This window comes from Corynebacterium gallinarum (assembly GCF_014837045.1).
Classification (GTDB): Bacteria; Actinomycetota; Actinomycetes; order Mycobacteriales; family Mycobacteriaceae; genus Corynebacterium; species Corynebacterium gallinarum.
In genome coordinates this window covers 202,745-220,372 of sequence record NZ_JACSPR010000002.1, presented here as the reverse complement: position 1 = coordinate 220,372, position 17,628 = coordinate 202,745, and the positions used below count along the sequence as shown (strand labels likewise).

Annotated in this window: 16 protein-coding genes; 8 read left to right on the top strand and 8 right to left on the bottom strand. The window is 64.5% G+C overall.

Annotation, left to right across the window (positions count from 1 at the left end):
- Positions 1-27 precede the first annotated feature (27 nt).
- Entirely contained in the window at positions 28-1,233 is a 1,206-nt protein-coding gene (locus tag H9627_RS03565; protein WP_225213437.1) for an ATP-binding protein, read from the top strand.
- 19 nt (positions 1,234-1,252) lie between these two features.
- Here the strand turns inward: H9627_RS03565 and H9627_RS03560 are convergent, their stop codons facing one another.
- Together H9627_RS03560 and H9627_RS03555 are read right to left on the bottom strand one after the other, a co-directional pair.
- On the bottom strand, positions 1,253-2,176 hold the full coding sequence (locus H9627_RS03560; protein WP_191732653.1) for a UTP--glucose-1-phosphate uridylyltransferase: 924 nt from the start codon (positions 2,174-2,176) through the stop codon (positions 1,253-1,255).
- A 230-nt stretch (positions 2,177-2,406) separates the two neighbouring features.
- Positions 2,407-3,417, bottom strand: a complete 1,011-nt coding sequence (locus tag H9627_RS03555) for a CAP domain-containing protein (protein ID WP_225213436.1) — start codon at positions 3,415-3,417, stop codon at positions 2,407-2,409.
- Positions 3,418-3,537: 120 nt separating this feature from the next.
- Here H9627_RS03555 and H9627_RS03550 point away from each other — a divergent pair, with 120 nt between their 5' ends.
- Both H9627_RS03550 and H9627_RS03545 read left to right on the top strand, forming a co-directional pair.
- Positions 3,538-4,230, top strand: a complete 693-nt coding sequence (locus H9627_RS03550; RefSeq protein ID WP_191732652.1) for a response regulator — start codon at positions 3,538-3,540, stop codon at positions 4,228-4,230.
- Positions 4,230-4,538: a hypothetical protein gene (locus H9627_RS03545; RefSeq protein ID WP_006769697.1), complete on the top strand. Its 309-nt coding sequence runs from the start codon at positions 4,230-4,232 to the stop codon at positions 4,536-4,538. The genes H9627_RS03550 and H9627_RS03545 overlap by 1 nt, the downstream gene beginning before the upstream one ends.
- A 73-nt stretch (positions 4,539-4,611) precedes the next feature.
- On the opposite strand, the gene H9627_RS03540 is transcribed toward H9627_RS03545, so the two are convergent.
- Complete coding sequence (locus H9627_RS03540) at positions 4,612-5,055, bottom strand: hypothetical protein (protein WP_191732651.1); 444 nt, start codon at positions 5,053-5,055, stop codon at positions 4,612-4,614.
- Positions 5,056-5,204: 149 nt separating this feature from the next.
- On the opposite strand from H9627_RS03540, the gene H9627_RS03535 reads away from it, so the two are divergent.
- Both H9627_RS03535 and H9627_RS03530 read left to right on the top strand, forming a co-directional pair.
- Complete coding sequence (locus tag H9627_RS03535) at positions 5,205-5,969, top strand: hypothetical protein (protein WP_191732650.1); 765 nt, start codon at positions 5,205-5,207, stop codon at positions 5,967-5,969.
- 16 nt (positions 5,970-5,985) lie between these two features.
- Entirely contained in the window at positions 5,986-7,593 is a 1,608-nt protein-coding gene (locus H9627_RS03530) for a Y-family DNA polymerase (RefSeq protein ID WP_191732858.1), read from the top strand.
- Positions 7,594-7,605: 12 nt separating this feature from the next.
- On the opposite strand, the gene H9627_RS03525 is transcribed toward H9627_RS03530, so the two are convergent.
- The 4 genes from H9627_RS03525 to H9627_RS03510 form a co-directional block, all read right to left on the bottom strand.
- Positions 7,606-8,244 (bottom strand): AMIN-like domain-containing (lipo)protein, encoded by a 639-nt coding sequence (locus H9627_RS03525; protein WP_191732649.1) that lies wholly within the window; start codon positions 8,242-8,244, stop codon positions 7,606-7,608.
- 180 nt (positions 8,245-8,424) lie between these two features.
- Positions 8,425-9,102, bottom strand: a complete 678-nt coding sequence (locus tag H9627_RS03520) for a methionine ABC transporter permease (protein ID WP_006769692.1) — start codon at positions 9,100-9,102, stop codon at positions 8,425-8,427.
- The gene (locus tag H9627_RS03515; protein ID WP_191732648.1) at positions 9,099-10,094 is read right to left on the bottom strand and encodes a methionine ABC transporter ATP-binding protein; all 996 of its coding nucleotides are present in this window, start codon (positions 10,092-10,094) and stop codon (positions 9,099-9,101) included. The genes H9627_RS03520 and H9627_RS03515 overlap by 4 nt, the downstream gene beginning before the upstream one ends.
- A 237-nt stretch (positions 10,095-10,331) precedes the next feature.
- On the bottom strand, positions 10,332-11,222 hold the full coding sequence (locus tag H9627_RS03510) for a MetQ/NlpA family ABC transporter substrate-binding protein (RefSeq protein ID WP_191732647.1): 891 nt from the start codon (positions 11,220-11,222) through the stop codon (positions 10,332-10,334).
- Positions 11,223-11,394: 172 nt separating this feature from the next.
- Here H9627_RS03510 and H9627_RS03505 point away from each other — a divergent pair, with 172 nt between their 5' ends.
- Positions 11,395-14,583 carry an error-prone DNA polymerase gene (locus H9627_RS03505; protein WP_191732646.1) on the top strand — a complete coding sequence of 1,063 codons (3,189 nt, stop codon included), beginning with the start codon at positions 11,395-11,397 and terminating at the stop codon, positions 14,581-14,583.
- Between the two features lie 11 nt (positions 14,584-14,594).
- Here the strand turns inward: H9627_RS03505 and H9627_RS03500 are convergent, their stop codons facing one another.
- Positions 14,595-15,191, bottom strand: coding sequence for a PadR family transcriptional regulator (locus H9627_RS03500; RefSeq protein WP_191732645.1), 597 nt, complete (start codon positions 15,189-15,191; stop codon positions 14,595-14,597).
- A gap of 242 nt (positions 15,192-15,433) precedes the next feature.
- Between H9627_RS03500 and H9627_RS03495 the strand changes: the two genes are divergently transcribed.
- Together H9627_RS03495 and H9627_RS03490 are read left to right on the top strand one after the other, a co-directional pair.
- The gene (locus tag H9627_RS03495; protein ID WP_191732644.1) at positions 15,434-16,561 is read left to right on the top strand and encodes an aromatic ring-hydroxylating dioxygenase subunit alpha; all 1,128 of its coding nucleotides are present in this window, start codon (positions 15,434-15,436) and stop codon (positions 16,559-16,561) included.
- Positions 16,561-17,619 (top strand): PDR/VanB family oxidoreductase, encoded by a 1,059-nt coding sequence (locus H9627_RS03490; protein WP_191732643.1) that lies wholly within the window; start codon positions 16,561-16,563, stop codon positions 17,617-17,619. The genes H9627_RS03495 and H9627_RS03490 overlap by 1 nt, the downstream gene beginning before the upstream one ends.
- The last annotated feature ends 9 nt before the right edge of the window (positions 17,620-17,628 follow it).

The window sequence follows — 17,628 nt, the reverse complement described above, 5'->3', positions numbered from 1 at the left end:
CCGACGGGTGCATGACAAGATCAGGGCATGAGTAACACACCCGTGCCGTACACCCCGCAGCCGGCGGGGCAGCAGTTGGCGCCGCTGTATCCCAAGTTCACCCGCTCCCGTGAGGGGCGTGTGGTGGCGGGCGTGGCATCGGGTCTGGCGCAGCACCTGGGGGTGTCCCTGTTCTGGGTGCGCGCACTCCTCATCATCTCCTCGCTCCTCAACGGTGTCGGTATCGCGGCTTATGCGCTGGTGTGGATTTTCACCAGGATGGGCGATAAGGGGCGGGAGGGGGCGTCGCAAAGCACACCACGTCCGGGACGGCTCACGTCCTGGTTGCTGGTTGCGCTCGCCCTCGCCGGCGCCGGCGTCTCGCTCACCCTGACCACCGGTTTCGGCTTGGCGACGTTCATCCCCGTCGCCGTCGTGGGTATTGGTGTGCTGATGGTGTGGATCGCCTATGACAGGGGACTGGAGTCCAGCACCAACATCTTCATCATCGCCACCGGCGGGGTGCTGGTGCTGTCCGCGATCGTGGTGGTGGTGATGAACTGGGACGGGCACGCGAACTTCTTCGCCGCCCTGGCCACGGTGATCCTCACGCTGCTGGGTGTCGCCGCCCTCGGCGTGCCACTGTGGGTGCGATTGTGGGACCAGCTGGGACAGGAACGCGCGGAGAAGGCCGCCGCGGATGAACGCGCCGAAATCGCCTCCCGCCTGCACGACTCGGTGTTGCAGACCCTCGCGCTGATCCAGAAACGGGCCGATGACCCCGCCGAGGTGGCCCGTCTGGCACGCGGTCAGGAACGCGAACTGCGGCAGTGGTTGTTCGACTCCCAGGACAAGACCCCGCAGACCACCGGCACCGTGTTCACCGCCCTGGAACGGGCCTGTGGTGAGGTGGAGGACCTCTACGGTCTGCGCATCGTGCCGGTCACCGTGGGTACCGATGAACCCCTCACCGATGAGACCCACGCCGCGGTGCTGGCCACGCGTGAAGCGCTGGTGAATGTGGCCAAACACGCCGGTGTGGACACCGCGGATGTCTATGCGGAGATCCTGCTCGGCGAGCTCAACATCTTCGTCCGCGACCGCGGATGCGGTTTTGATCCGGATAACATCCCCAACGGCCACCACGGTCTGACGGAATCGGTGCACGGCCGTGTGGAACGCGCCGGGGGCACGGTACGGATCAAATCCGAGATCGGGGAGGGCACCGAGGTCGCCATCACGATGGGGATGTGAGCGGTTACACCAAGGTGAGTTACACCGCGGTGAGTGATGCCGCGGCGCGGGTGACGGCGTCCCGGATGGAGGCACCGTAGACGGGGTGTTCCATGCCGAGCTCAATGCAGGCGATGATGTAGCCGCCCGGGTTGCCCAGGTCATGGCGCTGCCCCTCGTGGACCAGGATGTGCACCGGGTGGCCCTCCCGGATGAGCAGATCAATGGCGTCGGTCAACTGGATCTCCCCGCCCTTGCCCGGGGTGGTGCGACGCAGCGCATCGAAGATATGACGGTCGAAGACATAGCGGCCGGTGGCCACGAAGGTGGAGGGCGCCTCCTCCTGTGAGGGTTTCTCCACCATGCCCAGCACCTGCTTGACGCCGGGCTGGCCGGGGATGTCCGCGATGTCAAAGACACCGTATTTGGACACCTCCTCCAGGGGCACATCCATGGCGCACAGCACCGTTCCACCGAACTGCTCCTGGACCCGGATCATCTGGGAGGTGACACCGATGGGCAGGACCAGATCATCGGGGAGCATGACGGCGAAGATCTCCTCATCATCATCCAGGGTGGCCTCCGCGAGACTGACCGCGTGTCCGAGACCGAGGGGTTTCTCCTGGACCACACCCTGGACGGTGATGATCTCCGCAGCCCGCGCGACCTTGGCGGCCTCCGCGGTCTTACCCTTGATTACCAGGTGATCCCGCAGCTCAGTGAAGTCGCCGAAATGGGCGAGGATACCGTCCTTGGCGGGGGCGGTGATGACAGCCAGTCGCTGGGCGCCGGCCTCGGCGGCCTCCTCAGCAACCAGTTCAATGCCGGGCGTGTCCACCACCGGGAGCAGCTCCTTGGGCACCGTCTTGGTGGCCGGGAGGAAACGGGTCCCCAGGCCCGCCGCCGGAACGACAACGGTGCGCAATGGGGTGCTGTGTGCGGAATCAGTGTGTGCTGTAACCATCAGTTGATCGTAGGCACGTCACCGGGGAACCGCCCGGTGAACCCGGGGAATGTGACGGGTAGCAGATGTCATCAACCAATTTCAGGGGTATGCCCGAGAGCGTGACCAGCACCCGGTCACCGGGTGTCATCCTCAGAAGACACCGGGCACGGCGGTCAATCCGAGATCGGGGAGGGCACCGAGGTCGCCATCACGATGGGGATGTGACGAGCATCCCCGGGGAAATGCAGCTAGGAGCTACCGGAACTGAGATTCGACAGTGAGGAGGAGGGTGGGTCCGCGACGGTGATGGTCGTGGAATCGGTGAATCGGCCATCATCACTGCGGAAGGTGATGGTGGCGGTTCCATAATCCAGTGCGGTGACGATATCGCGGTCGATGGAAATCACGTCGGTGTCCGTGGTGGTGATGGTGCCGGGAAGATCGAAACCGTTGTGGTTGCGCATGACCACCACGGTGCTGTGACCCGGGGAGAGCGTTGTGGAGAAGGGTTCCAGCGAGAAATCAGAGCGGATGTCCTTTTCCGGAACAGCGATGCTGAGAACGGTCAGGCCCTCCAGGTCGGTCCCGGCGGGTCTGATGGAGGGATAAGGGGAATGGTTGGTGACGTAGAAACGGTCGACGGCCCCCATTCCCACGTAGGAAATATAGGGATTGAGGATGTTATGGAGATGGCCTGAAGCAGAAGTGAACCTCCCGCTGGCCTGCCGCAGATCGTGTTCCTCCCCGTAGGTCAACGCCTCCAGACAGCGTTCCACCGTGGTGTGTCCCTGACAGAGATTCTCCGCAGAGGCCTTGATACCACCGGGCAGGGTGGCGGTGGACAAACTGGTGAAGTTGGCGCGGGCGTGACTGATGCGTCCGGAATACTTCTCCTCCACGGCGCGCTGCACCGCGATCCGTTCCATGTCCCCGCTCCATGACAGACCATTGACGTACTGGTCGCGGGTCAGGCCATAAGCGGCGACCACGTCCCGGAGCAGGCCACGGTAGGTGGGGTTGTAGCTGTCCTGAAAAGGGACATTTCTGTCATACATATCCGCCCGGACCTGGCGGAGGTATGGGAGGGAGAAGTCCCGCACCTCACCCTGTTTGAGCTCCACCGTGGTGACAACCTCCGCGCCGTAACCCAGTTCGACCGACAGGCCCCGGGAGGGGGCAGCGATAGCCGCGGGCGGTGGAAGAACAATCAGGGTGGCAAGAGCAGTGGTAATGGAGAGAAGAGCAGATCTGATTTTCACAAATCATCACCCTATACCTGTCGCTGAATGATTGCTGAGAAATAGCTGGAGGGGATCTCCCGGCCGGCCCGTCACGACCGAAGCGCGACTGGAGGGGGTGGGCGCGGTAACCTATGAGGCATGGTTCAAGTGTTTCTGGTTGATGACCACTCGGTGTTCCGATCGGGCGTGAAGGCCGAGCTCGGTTCGGCGGTGGAGATCGTCGGCGAGGCCGGCACCGTTGGCGACGCCGTCACTGGCATCACCATGACACGTCCCGACGTGGTGCTTCTCGACGTCCACATGCCCGACGGTGGCGGCCTCGCCGTGATCCGCCGGGTTCTCGATGCCGGCGTGGAGACCATCTTCCTCGCCCTGAGTGTCTCCGATGCGGCGGAGGATGTCATCGCCATCATCCGCGCCGGGGCACGCGGGTATGTCACCAAGTCCATCTCCGGTGCGGAGCTGGTGGAGGCCATCAACCGGGTGAACTCAGGTGATGCCTTCTTCTCCCCGCGCCTGGCCGGGTTCGTCCTGGACGCCTTCGCCGCCCCCGATTCCCGGGCGGGTGCGGGCATTGTGGATGCACCGGAGAAGGATGCCGCCGTGGAGAAGGGTGCTGTGATCGATGATCCGATCGTGGATGCGCTGACCCGCCGTGAGCTGGAGGTGCTGCGTCTGCTGGCCCGCGGTTACACCTACAAGGAGATCGGCAAGGAGCTGTTCATCTCCGTGAAGACGGTGGAAACCCACGCCTCGAACATCCTGCGCAAGACCCAGCAGTCCAACCGTCACGCCCTCACCCGCTGGGCTCATTCAAGGGATCTCGACTGATGGCCCGTAATCGTGGGGGATCCACCCCGGCCGGTGCCGGGTCGAATGACAACTTCGACCAGAAGGCCGCCAAATTCACCTTCCAACCCACCCGCACCCTGCTGTTCAGCATCATCTTCACCGCCTTGGTGATGTGGCAGTCAGGTTTCTCCCTGTGGTGGGCCTTGCCCATCTGGTTCATCGTGTGGGCCTTTTTCATCCTCGGCCACAGTTTCTACAACTGGGCCAACCTCAAGCTCATCGAGATGGGCCGCCGGAACAAACAGATCCTGGACGAACAGGAAAAAGACCGCAAACGTAAGCGATAGAGAAAAAACACCGCCCGGAGACCCCACTGTTCAAGGTGGTCCTCTCAGGCGGTGCCGCGTGCGCGGGGTGGGATCAGGTATCCCGGCCGGGCTTGTCGACGAACGCCAGTGCCCGGCTGCCATCCACATGCGGAAAGGTGAGAAACATCCACCCGGCGACTGCCACCCACACCACAATGCTGATCCACAGGGCAGATCCACTGAGTAGCGGGGCCAGCATCAGGGCGAGCCAGGTGAGAAACAACGGCATGATCTGCCCCATGGTGGGCACCATGGCCACACCATGCATGGCCCGGTACCTCTTCAACTCACCGCGGTAGGGGTGGCCCAGGGTGATGAGGAATGCCGCGGCCAGGCAGGCTGCCGTGATACCAACCTGCACACCGGTGGCGAGATCCGTGGTGAGCACGGCCACCGCACCACCCACCAACACCGATGCACTGATCCGCACGATGGGCGGGGTCGGGATCGGGGTGATGTGGGATCGCATCTGGCTGTAGCTGCTCATGGGGTCCATGATGATTCAGCCTAATCGACGGGATGGAAATTACCCTCACCGGGGAAATGGCAGCAATTACCGGTGAGGGGTGAATCTCCGTAGTACCTGGCCACCCCTCCCGAGGTAACCGGTTGCATCGATGTAACTCGTCGTGTTAACTGGATTTCATGAATGGAACACATGTTCGAGAGGTGGGTGGGGATGGCCCGGTGTCACCCCTCCCTGATCTCGCCGGGATGGGCAGATCGGAACGCATCCACGCGTTGCGTTCCCGCATGTCCGCGATGGGCGCAGCCGTTCCACAACTGCGGGAGGAGCACGATCCCCAGCCGGAATCCCCGCCGACGCAGGAAGATATTCTCCCAGCTCCGGAGGTATTATCCGGGTTCCTGTCCGGGGAGGGGTTCCCTCGTCGGGCAGTGACGCTGTTTCCCGATCAGCCACTGCTGGTGGTTGAACTTCTTGCTCATGTTACCGCCCGGGGTGGATACGCCGCGATGATTGGGTGGCGGGAATTCGCCTACGCCGGGGTGGTCGAATCCGGAGGGGTGTGCGAGAACATCATCGTCATCCCCGACCCCGGACCCCAGCCCCTCAATGTCGCCGCGGTGCTGTGTGAGGGACTGGATCTGGTGGTCTATCACGGGGCGGAGACCACGCTATCACCCACCCGGGCCCGGCCGCTGCTGGGCAAACTCCGCCGGGGCACCGCCGCCCTGATCATGGTGGGCACCGGCGTGCCGTCACCGGCTGTGAGGGTGGATGCCCGAATCACCAATTATCTGGGCATCGGAACTGGTCAGGGGCGCATTCGGGGTGTGGAGATGCGCATCAGCATCACCGCCCGCGGCCATGCTCCGGCGGGCGGGACGGTGGTGCTCGGGGAGCGTGGACACCACAGTGGGCCCCACCGCGGGCTCCGGGTGGTGTGAGGTCATCATGCGCATCATGGCACTGTGGTTCCCCGATTGGCCGGTGCAGGCGGTGCGCTTGAGCAGGGATGATCCCGCCCCCGCGGATGATCCCCTGGCCATTGCCGAGCACCACCGGATCCGGGCGTGCGGGCTGTCCGCACGCCGGCGCGGGGTGCGTCGCGGGATGAAGGTCCGTCAGGCCCGGGCGGTCTGCCCCGACCTGGAGGTGATCGACGCCGACCCCGAACGCGATGCCCGCATATTCGAGGGCATCATCGCCTCCCTCGGTGAGGTCGCCTCCAGCGTGGAGGTGCTCCGTCCCGGGCTCGTCATCATCGCCGCCGACGCGGCCGCCCGCTATCACGGTTCGGAGGAGGTCGCCGCCCAGCTGCTTATCGACGCCGCCTCCCGCACCGGCGTCGATATCATCACCGGGGTTGCCGACGAGGTCACCACGGCGGTCATTGCCACCCGCGTGGCCGGGGGCGGTGTGGTGCGGTCCGGCGCGTCGACAAGCTTCCTGGAACGGCAACCACTCGGGGTGCTGGTGGCGGAGGAGGCCCTGGGATGCGATGAGCAGGTGGTCCGCACGCTGGGTGACCTCGGCATCACCACGCTGGGGGAACTCGCCGCGATTTCAGTGGGGTCGATGGCCACCCGTTTCGGACAGGCCGGTCTGCGCTGTCATGCCATCGCCACCGCCCGGCAGTCACGTCGGGTCGCCCCACCGATCAATACGGCGAACTGGGAGATCTCCCACATACCGGAGGAACCGATCACCCGCGTGGATGCCGCAGCGTTTCGTGCGCGTGCCCTGGCGGTGCAGCTGCATGCGCGTCTGGCCGAGGCGGGTGTGGTCTGTCAGGTGCTGCGGGTGACCGCTGATTTCACCGATGGCACCACCAGCAGCAGGGTGTGGCGGACCAGCGAACCGCTGACGGAAGGGGCCACGGCAGACCGGGTGCGCTGGCAGCTGGATGGCTGGCTGACCGCGCGCGGTGTGGTGGAGGATACCGATGGTGGGATCACCGCCCTGTGGCTGACCCCGCTGGAATGCGTCCCCCCGGAGATGGCCAGCGACGGGCTGTGGGATACCGGCACCAGTCACCGGGCGGTGGCGCGTCAGGTGATTGAGCGTGTGCAGTCCACTCTGGGGATCACCGCGGTGCTCCAGCCGGTACCCGCCGGTGGCAGGGGAGTGGCCGAACGCATCGTTCTCGTGCCGTACGGTGAGCAACCCGACCCGGTGCGCAGACCCGGCGGCAAGTGGCTGGGCCGGTTACCCTCCCCGCTGCCGGCGCGGCTGGGTGGTGGCATCAACCACCCGGCGGCTCAGGTGGTGCTGATCAGTGCCTCGGGCACACGGGTCACGGTGACGGCCGAGGTGCGTCTGACCGACTCACCCTATGCCCTGGGTTGGGGGCCACGCCGGTACCTGGTGACAGCATGGGCAGGACCGTGGCCGGTGGATGACCGCTGGTGGGACAGCTCCGGGCAGCGATACGCCCGCCTCCAGGTGGTGGGGCGGGCGGTATCCGGTACAGGGACTACATGGGATGCAGGGGCCGAGCCAGAGTCTGAACCCCGGGCGTGGCTGCTGATCTGGCTGAAGGGCAGGTGGCGGATCGAAGCGATCTATTAACACCCCGAGGGGCTACCGGGCGAGGATGTCCACGACCAGACGGTGGGGATCCTGCAGTACGGTCACGGAGTAGGGGTGCTTGCCGTCCAGTCCGATGACGAACTGGGAGCGGCCCTCGAACGTGCCGGCGCTGATGACCTCGGTGACCAGGTTGCCAGCTCCCTCCACCGTGCCGATCTGGGGATCCTCCATGCCCAGGTCAAAGGGGTACACGGTGCCGTCGATGTTGACGTTCAACGCAGTGGCACCCTCGTAGCTGATCGGGTTTCCGCTGCCCTGCTGGCTGGGAGAGTCGGTGTAGTCCATGAACCAGCCGGGCTCACCCTCGCCGGTGAGGTCGAAGACCACCCGGTCGAAACCGGCATGGGACCCGGTGCGTACATCGGTGACCATGAGCTGTGCAGGGGTTTCAGGGCGTAGGGTCTTCATGCTCGCATCCGCGGAACCGAGCGGGACGGGGCCGGAGGTCGCGTTACCGGGGGAGGTGACATTCTTCCCGTCGGCGGTGGCTGCCATGGTCTGCGCAGGGGGGTCACCAGCCTGGGTGTTCTCGGTTCCGCAGGCGGTGAGCATGAGGGCGCCGAGACTGAGAACTGCCAGGCTGGCCATTTTCAGACGGGTAGGGGCGATGAAGGGACGCTGCACAATCATTCTCCTACCGTAACCCCGAGGCTCGGCTTGTACCTAAGCAGGTCAGAGGGTTTGGGCGGATTGTGAACGAATCGTTGTAAAGCAGATGAATTGTTAACCGCCGGTGACCAGAACAAGGGCGCACCCATATATAGGTGCGCCCTTGTCGGCATGACCGGGAACCCGGAAGAGGTGTGACTACTACCGCCGCATGATCTTCTTCGACAGCCAGTTACCCAGCAGCTGGGCCGCCTGGACGATGATGACGATGACCAAGACAGCCACGTACATCACCTCATTGTCGAAGGCACGGTAGCCGTAGACGATGGCGAAGTCACCCAGACCGCCACCACCGATGTAGCCGACCATGGCGGACATGTCCACGATGGCGATGAAGATGAAGGTGTAACCCAGGACCAGGGGTCCGAGGGCCTCGGGGATGATCACCGTGCGGATGATCGTCCACGGGCCGGCACCCATGGAGCGGGCCGCCTCGATGACACCGGGATCGATGGTGACCAGGTTCTGCTCCACGATGCGGGCGACGGAGAACATCGCGGCCACCACCATCACGAAGATGCCGGCGTCCCGTCCGATCGAGGTGCCCATCACCGCGATGGTCAGGGGTTTCATCGCCACGATCAGGATGATGAAGGGGATGGGGCGGACGAAGTTGACCAGCACATTCAGTACTGAATAGACCACCTTGTTTTGCAGGATGCCACCGGCGCGGGTGGTGTAGAGCAGTAGGCCCACCGCAAGTCCCAGCAGGCCGGAGACCACCATGGTGATGGAGACCATGATGAGGGTGTCCAGGATGGCATCGCGGAAGGTGCCGCCCAGGCGGTCCCAGTCGGCTGCCATGATCATCTGGTTCATCGGGTGATCTCCTTGATGGTCGTGGTGCGGGTCAGCGAACGGTGGAATTCCTCAATCGCGGCCTGGTTGCCGGTTAACCGGACGGTGATCTTGCCGAAGGACTGCCGCTGCAGGGTGGTCACGCCGCCGTGCACCACGTTGATGGAGACGCCGTTATCGGCGGCGGTGGCGGAGGCCGCGAAGAAACCGGAGTCCTCGGTCAGGTCGATGGTGAACAGGCGGCCCTCGTGGGAGAGTAGATCCTCCTCCTCGACCATGTCGGGGGTGTTGCGCAGGGCGGTGGCCACAAAGCGCTGGGCCACGGTGGTCTGCGGGTTGGAGAACACCTCATAGACACTGCCGTATTCCACGACACGACCGGCCTCCATGACGGCGACCTTGTCGGCGATGGAGCGGACCACCTCCATCTCGTGGGTGATCACCACGATGGTGATGCCCAACTCCTTGTTCACCTTCCGCAGCAGGGCGAGGACCTCCCGGGTGGTCTCGGGATCGAGAGCGGAGGTCGCTTCGTCGGCAAGCAGCAGGGATGGGTTGGTGGCGAGCGCGCGGGCGATGCCGACGCGCTGTTTCTGACCACCGGAGAGCTGCTCGGGGTAGTTCTTCCCCTTGTCGGACAGACCGACGAATTCGAGCATCTCCTGCACGCGCGCCTTGCGCTGTGCCTTGTCCATCTTCGCCAGTTCCAGCGGGTATTCGACATTGCCCGCCGCGGTGCGGGACTGGAAGAGGTTGAACTGCTGGAAGATCATGCCGATGCGGCTGCGCAGTTTACGCATCCGCGACTCGGGCATGTCCACGATGTCGGTGCCGTCGAGCAGCAGGGAACCGGAGGTGGGGGTGTCCAGGCCGTTGATCATGCGGACCAGGGTGGATTTGCCGGCACCGGAATATCCGATGATGCCGATGACCTCGCCGGGTTCGACGGTGAGGGAGACATCATCGAGGGCGATGGTCTCGGTATTTTTATTGTTGGTGAATACCTTGGTCACTCCACGGAATTCAACGCGTGTACCGGGGTGGTGGTCACGCTGTTGGTGGCTTCCGTCAGGCGCCGGTGTGGACGCGGGTGTAGACACAGCGGTGTCCTCATTTCAGAGGTGGATCGGGGAAAATTACAGAAGAACTGTTACAGAAGAACAGGGCAATAGTCTAACGCCCCGTCGGGGCAGAAGTGACGTTGGTGGGACGTCGACAAGCTCTCAACGGGGCGTTAAAAGTAAGCTGAGTTACTCGTCGGCGGCCTCGAGGCGGTCGAGGATGGCCTGCAGCTCATCGGCGGGGCGGTTCACGGCGACGGAGGTGCCCTTGGAATCGCGGTCGACGGCGGCCTGGACATCGGCGTCGTGCCACAGTTCGATCAGGCGGGCGATGTTCTCATCACCGGCGTCCTCGGCCTTGGTGACAAAGACGTTGATGTACGGCTCGGCCTCCTGGGAATTCGGGTCATCCTCGAAGACGGCCAGGTTCGGGTCGATGCTGGCGCGGTCCAGGAAGGAGTTGTTGATGATGGCCGGGGTGCCCTCGTGGTAGGCGGTCGGGGCCTGTGCGGCGTCGACCGGGAGGACGGAGACCTTGGAGGCGGCCTCATCGATGTCGGCTGGGGTCGGGGTGATCATGCCCGGGGTCTTCAGGGTGACCAGGTCAGCCTGGACGAGGACGTTGATGGCGCGGCCCTGATTGGACTCATCGTTCGGGATGGCGACCTGCTCGCCCTCGATGCCGTCGATGGAGTCGTGGTCCTTCCAGAACAGTGCCAGGGGGACGATCTCGGAGGAGCCGACCGGGGTGAGGTCCTCGCCGGAGCCGACGTTGTAGGCAGCGAGGAACTTCAGGTGCTGGAACAGGTTCACGTCCAGTTGATCCTGGGCGAGGGCATCATTCGGGGTGGAGTAGTCGGAGAAGTTGACCACGTCGAGGGTGATGCCCTCCTCGGCGGCCTTCTCCTCGAAGACGGTCCAGGCCTCCTTGGCGGCATCGGTGGTGCCGATGCGGATGGTGGTGCCGTCGCCCTCCTGGGTGGTGGCGCTGGTGCCGTCGGAGTCGGAACCGCAGGCAACCAGGGCGGTGGCGGCGAACAGACCCGCGATGGCGGTGGTGGTGATACGACCAAGCTTCATGTATTCGGCATCCCTTGTGTCTTGAGGTGGGTGGGTGGTGAATCAATGCCTAGGACACTAGCATTCTAGACCGGATTCTGTACAGCTCGGTCTAGTTCGGTCGGCGTGGCGGCGGCGCCGGAGTGGTGGGGTGTCGATGGAAAGCGTGTTCTAATCCGGTAATTTGGAGGGCATGGAATGGGATACCGGAGCACGGGGCATCACCGGCCGGCCGCTGCCCTGGTCGATGGTGGAGGGGATCCTCTCCGGGCGCGAGGTGGACACCCCGCGCCCGGTGCTGCACGAGCCGGAACCTGAGCGCTTGTCGACGCCCCGACCCGGTCCCGGGTCGGTGGAGGTGCCGGGGGAGCGGCCGGGGGAGATCCCCTTTGCGGAACTGCACGCCACCAGCAGTTACAACTTCCTGGCCGGAGCCTCCGACCCGGAGGAAATGGTGCAGCGGGGCCAGGAACTGGGCCTTTCTGCCCTGGCGCTGGTGGACCGTGATGGTTTCTACGGCGCGGTCCGCTTCGCCGAGGCGGCCTCGTCGGCGGGCCTGAACACCGTCTTCGGGGCGGAGATCTCCCTGCGGGAGGGGGTGCTGCCCGTGGTGTGCAAAGGGGTGGAGGGGTATCGCCGACTCAGTCACCTCATCACCGATGCCGCCATGTCCACCGGGGAGAAGGGAAGCGTGGAGTACCCGCCGCTGCCACGGGTGGCGGAAAAGGGGGCCGGCCACTGGATCGTGCTGGCGGGTGTGGAATGGTGCGAGGAGATCGATCACCTGATCGAGTGTTTCGGACGCGATAATGTGGTGCTGGAATTCCCCGCCCGGATGCTGCCGGAGGACACCGACCACCATGATGTTCTGCGCTCCATCCAGACACGGACGGGCCTGCGGGGCATCCTCAGCACCATCCCCACGGCAGCCACCCGTGACCACGTGCGACTGGCCGGGGCCAAACGTGCACTCGCCCTGCGCGCCAACCTCGCCGAGGCGGAAAGCAGCCTGCACCCCATGGGTGGGACCTGGTTGCGCAGCGGTGGGGCACTGGCGCGTGCGTATCCGCAGTGCGTGGATCTGCTGGCCACCACCGTGGAGATCGCCTCCGAGTGCGCCTTCACCCTCGACCTGGTGGCCCCCGAGCTGCCCCGGTGGGACACCCCGGACGGGCACACCGAGATGACCTGGCTGACCCACCTGGTGAAGGCGCGTTTCGACCGCCGCTACCGTTCCCGCCCCGTGGAGGTGCGCGAGCGCGCCCGGAAGCAGATCCGCCATGAGCTGGAGGTCATTGAACAGCTCGGATTCCCCGGATACTTTCTCATCGTCGATGACCTGGTGCAGTTCTGTCACAACACCGACATCCTCTGCCAGGGCAGGGGATCGGCGGCGAACTCCGCGGTGTGTTTCGTCCTCGGCATCACCAATGCCGAGCCGATCAGCGCCGGTCTGTTGTTTGAGCGGTTCCTCTCGCCGGACCGGGATGGACCACCGGACATTGACATCGACATCGAATCAGGCCGTCGTGAGGAGGTCATCCAGTATGTCTACACCCGGTACGGCCGGGACAACGCCGCCCAGGTGGCGAATGTGATCACCTACCGCAGCAAGGGGGCGCTGCGTGATGCCGCCCGCGCGCTCGGTTACCCGCAGGGCACCGTCGATGCCTGGTCCAGGGGCACCTCCGAACCACCGGCGGATGTCGTGGAACTGGCCGGACAGCTCAAGGGCCAGCCCCGGCACCTGGGCATCCACTCCGGGGGCATGGTCATCTGCGACCGCCCCATCGCTGATGTGGTGCCCACCGAATGGGCCCGCATGCAGGGCCGTTCCGTGGTGCAGTGGGACAAGGACGACTGTGCTGCGGCCGGCCTGGTGAAATTCGACCTGCTCGGCCTGGGCATGTTGGAGGCCCTGCACCACATGATGGACCTGGTGGACCACCACCGCGGGGTCACGGTCAATCTCTGGGAACTCGACCTCGCCGACGCGGGTGTCTATGACATGCTCTGCCGCGCCGATGCCGTGGGGGTGTTCCAGGTGGAATCCCGCGCCCAGATGTCCACCCTGCCGCGCCTGAAACCGCGGACCTTCTTCGACCTGGTGGTGGAGGTCGCCCTCATCCGCCCCGGCCCCATCCAGGGCGGGTCCGTCCACCCCTACCTGCGCCGACGCAGTGGCGAGGAGGCCGTCACCTATGACCATCCCGTCCTGGAGAAATCCCTGGGCAAGACCCTCGGCATCCCGCTGTTCCAGGAGCAGATCATGCAGATCGCCGTCGACGCCGCCGGGTTCACCGGCGGGGAGGCGGATGCTTTACGACGCGCCATGGGCTCCAAACGTTCCCCCACCCGCATGGCGGCGTTACGGTCGCGTTTCTACCAGGGCCTTGCCCACACCCACGGGATCACCGGGGACACCGCCGACAAACTGTGGAACAAGATGGTGGCCTTTGCCGCCTACGGTTTCCCGGAATCCCACTCGCAGTCCTTCGCCACCCTGGTGTACTTCTCCGCGTGGTTCAAACACCACTACCCGGCTGAATTCTGCGCAGGCCTGCTGCGCGCCCAGCCCATGGGGTTCTACTCCCCGCAGTCCCTCATCGCCGATGCCCGCCGCCACGGTGTGACGATCCTGCCCATCAGCATCAACGATTCCGGTGTGCAGGCCGATGCCCCCGACGGGCACATCCGCCTGGGCCTGGACCTGGTCAAGGGGCTGGGGGAGGAGGCTGCGCGCCGCATCGCGGAGCATGCCCCGTACACCTCCATCCCGGACCTGTCGCGCCGGGCTGACCTGGGCGTGGCCCACATCGAGGCACTCGCCCGCGCCGGGGCACTGGACTGCCTGGGGGTTGGTCGTCGAGAAGCATTGTGGCAGGCGGGCATCGCCGCCACCGAACGCCCCGGGATGCTGCCCGGGATCTCCGCGATCGAGGCGCCGGCGCTGCCCGGCATGAGTGCCTTCGAGCTGATGGCGACCAGCATCGCGGCCACCGGGGTCACCCACGACGCCCAACCCATGGCGTTGCTGCGCGCCCACCTGGACGCCCTCGGTGTCGTGCCCGCGGGCCGGTTGCTCACCGATGTTGCGGACGGCACCCGCGTGCGGATCGCCGGGGTGGTCACCCACCGTCAACGCCCCCAGACCGCCTCCGGGGTGACCTTCCTCGGCCTGGAGGATGACACCGGTCTGATGAACGTCATGGTCTCACCCGGACTGTGGGACCGGCAGCGGGTGCTGGCCCGCACCGCGAAAACGCTCATCATCCGCGGGACTGTGCAAAATGCCACCGGGGCGGTGAATGTGGTGGCGGACAAGTTGGAGCCCCTGCCGGTCGGGGAGTGGCTCAGCAGGGGCTCGCGGGATTTCCGGTAGAGGCTTGGGGCTTAACCGCCCCCGGTGTCGTCGAGTTTCTCCAACAACTCAAGTCCCCGTTGCGCCCAGCGGATCTCCGCCTCGGCCTGGATGACACGACCCTCGTAGGCGAACCGTTTGAAGGCGATGGTTTTCGCGTGTTTCTCCTCCGGCAGGTTCTGAAGGCGCCGGGTGAGCGTCGGGCTGGTTCCGGAGTCGATGCGGTTGATCTCATCAAGGGCCTGGGAGCGTTGGTATTCGAAGTGGGAGATGTGTTCCCGCAGGTTGTGCTGCGCTGCCTCAGGGGAACCCATCTCGAAATAGGCGGCCTTGAGGCGGGCGGGGTCACGATCCGGGGTGTAGGTCATGGGCTCCTCCTGCCAGGTGGCCAGGGCGTCCAGGCCCGCATCATTGACCGAATACTCCGTTTTGGTCACCCCCTTCGTGCCCCAGGGGATCTCACGGGTGGCCAGCAGGCCCTCACGTTCCATCTTCCGCAGTTCGGGATAGATCTGGGAATTCGGGGCGTGCCAGAGAAAACCCACGGACGAGGCGAATCGCTTCGCCACGTCGTAGCCGGTCATGGGGCCGGACGATAACAGTGCCAAAAGTGCATTCCTGAGACTCACGCTTCTTTTGTACCCTGTGCCCTCCCCGCCTCATGTCCATCGGGTGTAGGTGTCCTCGCCCTGACCTGGGCTGTCAGAAATGTGCGGGGGTGATACTCGCAAGTTTTACCCGATTTTCTATTGCCGTAGCGCACATGCTGGCCTAAGTTGTGACTCACGGCACTAACTATCTATGAGTTTAGATAGTTTCCTAGATAGTCACCGTCACCGCCTGACGTGTCACCCAGAAAGTAGAATCACCGATGACCACTACCTCAGCAGCCAGCTCCACCACTACCGCCAAAATCCTCCCGCATCCGCTCAACGCCTGGTATGTCGCAGCCTGGGACCATGAGGTCACCTCCAAGGGCATTATCTCCCGGACCGTTGCCAACAAACCACTGGCTCTCTACCGCACCCAGGATGGACGTGCCGTGGCCCTGGCCGATGCCTGCTGGCACCGCCTGGCCCCACTGTCCAAGGGCAAGCTGACCGGCCGGGATGGCATCCAGTGCCCCTACCACGGTCTGGTCTACAACTCCGCAGGCCGGTGCATGTCCATGCCGGCCCAGGAAACCCTCAACCCCTCCGCCGCCGTCACCTCCTTCCCGGTCGTCGAACAGTACCGCTACATCTGGGTGTGGCTGGGCGATCCCACCCTGGCGGATCCCACCACCGTCCCGGATATGCACCAGATGACCCACCCCGAGTGGACCGGTGACGGCAAGACCATCGACGCCGCCTGCAACTACCAGCTGGTACTGGACAACCTCATGGATCTGACCCACGAGGAATTCGTCCACTCGTCCTCCATCGGTCAGGATGAGCTCAGCGAGGCGGACTTCGAGGTCACCCACACCGAGGATTCCGTCACGGTGTCCCGCTGGATGCGTGACATCGATCCACCACCGTTCTGGCAGAAGAACATGAATGACAAATTCCCCGGCTACGAGGGCAAGGTGGACCGCTGGCAGATCATCCACTACTACTACCCCTCCACCATCTGCATTGATGTGGGCGTGGCCAAGGCCGGCACCGGTGCCCCGGAAGGGGACCGCAGCCAGGGTGTCAACGGTTATGTCATGAACACCATCACCCCGGAGACCGACCGGTCCTCCCACTACTTCTGGTCCTTCCAGCGCAACTACCGCCTGGACAGCCAGCTGATCACCACGCAGCTGCGTGACGGTGTGCACGGTGTTTTCGGCGAGGATGAGGAGATGCTCACCGCCCAGCAGGAGGCGATCGACGCCAACCCCGATTACGAGTTCTACAACCTCAATATCGATGCCGGTGGCATGTGGGTTCGCCGCATCCTGGAAAAGGCCCTGGAGGCGGAGAACCGCCTGCACATCCCCACCACCTCCGCACCGGTCAGGAAGGAGTCCTAATGGACACCGGCAGCGCAACCAATCTCCTGTGGCAGAACGCCGAGGTCATCGCCACCACCGAGATCGCCGACCGCATCCGCCGCATCACCCTCCGCCCGGAGAACCCGCATAAGGTGCGACCCGGTGAGCACCTCAAGGTGAAGGTGGACATCAACGGGCAGCAGGCGGAACGGTCCTACTCCATCGTGGATGCGGACCCGGAGGGCACCGAGGTCTCCCTCACGGTGTTCCACACCCCCACCTCCCGGGGTGGGTCGACCTTCATGCACAGTCTGGTCCCGGGCCAGCACATCAGGGTGACGGGACCACAACAGGATTTCCCACTCCGCGTCGGGGCACCGAAATACGTCCTGGTCGCCGGGGGTATCGGTATCACCGCCATCCGCGGGATGGCCGGTCTGCTCCGCCGGCTGGGCGCGGACTACACCATCCACTACGCCGCCCGATCCCCGGTGGCCATGGCCTACCGCGAGGAACTGATCGCGGAACACGGCGACCGGCTGCACCTCTACCTTGATTCCGAGTCCGTCAACCTGGACATCCCCGCACTCATCAACACCATCGATCCCGGTACAGAACTGTATATGTGTGGCCCGATCCGCCTCATGGATGCCATCCGTCGATCCTGGCGTGAGCGGGAACTGGATCCCACGAACCTGCGTTTCGAGACCTTCGGCAACAGCGGGTGGTTCCTGCCGGAGAGCTTCCGGGTCACCATCCCGCGGTTGGGGGTCTCCACCGAGATCAGCGAGAATGAATCCATTCTCGAGGTCCTGGAGAAGATCGGGGTGGAGATGATGTCCGACTGTCGACGTGGCGAATGCGGACTCTGCCAGGTCACAGTGTTGGATAGAGAGGGCCAGATCGATCATCGCGACGTGTTCTTCTCCGACAGGCAGAAGAAGGCGTCCGAGAAACTCTGTGCCTGTGTATCCCGGGTGGCATCCACCTCGGCTGCCCCGGTGCCCGGCAACTCCCTGACTGAACTGATCACCCCGGACAATGATTCCACCGCCCCGGGTGGGCGGAACATCCACCTGGCAATTGACGTGCCCTGAAAGGCAAGA